The 1,675-nt window shown below is 45.4% G+C and carries 2 protein-coding genes; both read right to left on the bottom strand.

Annotated elements, in window-relative coordinates:
- Positions 1 to 302: 302 nt before the first annotated feature.
- On the bottom strand, positions 303 to 842 hold the full coding sequence (gene ycfP, locus ACQY6Q_RS17050; protein ID WP_088211706.1) for an alpha/beta hydrolase YcfP: 540 nt from the start codon (positions 840 to 842) through the stop codon (positions 303 to 305).
- A gap of 81 nt (positions 843 to 923) precedes the next feature.
- On the bottom strand, positions 924 to 1,675 hold a 752-nt coding region (gene nagZ, locus ACQY6Q_RS17055), incomplete at its 5' end, for a beta-N-acetylhexosaminidase (protein WP_427983306.1).

The following is a 1,675-nucleotide window of genomic DNA, read 5'->3' on the forward strand; positions in this document are numbered from 1 at the left end:
GGCTACTTTACACAATTCATTATTAATTTCAACAAAATGATAGATAAAGCCACATAAATAGGGATTATTTAATGCTTTTTGCTGAAATAACCAGCTAAACCAATAATATATACCGTCACACATTCCAAATAATAGCATGAATTATCGCCTTGCATTCCCAAGGCAGACAAATCTAATAGATTGATGCGTAACAGATCCAAAGGGGAAAATACGGAGTTGATATGAAAGTGCTTATCGCCTAAATGAGCGACGATAAGCCTTTTTAATCACAAGACACAATTACAAGACAAACACGTCAAACGTTAACCCAATTTAAAGGCTTTTATCTTAGGAAGATGTGCAGCTAACTGCGGAAATTTATGGGGCTGCGTCTCGTCCCATTCGATGGGGTAATAAGGCTTGAGTGCCGCGGCGCTAGCCTCACTGTCGAGCACTTCATCCACACGCGACAAAATACACATGGCTTTATGGGTATTCTTCAACCTGAATTCAGAGACACACTTATTGGCAATATCGGCATACTCTTCGGGGCGGTCAATTTTCCCTTGCATCGTCTCTTCAGGATGAAGATTGGGATTGATTAACACCGACTTTAACCCGTTTAAAAAGCCAATTCGTTCAGCCCAATACGCCCCTAAGCCAACTCCCACCATTAATGGCGCAGGATCGTCGCTATACTGCATTTGCTTGGCGACCTCTTTCAATAAATGCTGCATATCATGCTTGGGATGCAAAGTGCTGTAGCTGATAAGCCGCACATCTGGGTCAATAAACTGCAACTGACGCATTTTTTCGTGATTACCAGGGCTAGTTGCATCGAATCCATGAAGATAAAAAATCATATTGAGACCTTTTAACAATCTGCCAAACACGGCGCATGCTACTAACCCTAGCAAATATTCATTGCAGAACCTTGCGCTACATCAAACTTTTGCCTGTTGTGCGAGCTGGATTTGCTCAGCCAGCTGCTTAGCATTTTCCCAACGGGCACTGTTTTCCAATGCGATAGCAGTTTGCGCCGCGTTGGGTTTGAGTAAACTCGCCGGATGTTGTGGCGCCGCGGCGGGCCACACAAAGCCATTTAACAGTGACATAACGCCCGGATTATCGTTGCAGACCAAAATCATATCGCAACCCGCATCCAAGGCAGCTTGAGCGCGACCTAAATAATCTCCTGCAAAGGCAGCGCCCTTCATCCCCAGATCGTCGGAGAAAATTACCCCGTTAAAACCCAGCTCTTTGCGTAGGATCTGTTTTAACCAGTAGCTTGAAAAGCCCGCAGGATTAGGGTCAACTTTAGGGTAAATGACATGGGCTGGCATAATGCCCGATAATTTACCCTTAGCAATCAAATCTTTAAACGGCAAAATATCTTGATTAAAAATCGCCTCAGCTTCACGCTCATCGATAGGTTGCGCAATATGGGAGTCCGCCGCCACGCTACCATGACCGGGGAAATGTTTACCCACAGCGCCCATGCCCGCCTCGGCCATGCCCTCAATAAAACTCTGCGCTAACGCAATCACTTCATCGGGCTTTGCGCTAAAACTACGTTTGCCAATGACTTGGCTGATACCGTTAAGATCGAGCACAGGCGCAAAGCTTAAGTCGATGTCACAGGCGAGTAATTCGATGGCCATTAAAAAGCCTAATTCACAGGCCCAACGTTTAGCGA

The organism is Agarivorans sp. (genome assembly GCF_050295395.1).
Lineage (GTDB): Bacteria > Pseudomonadota > Gammaproteobacteria > Enterobacterales > Celerinatantimonadaceae > Agarivorans.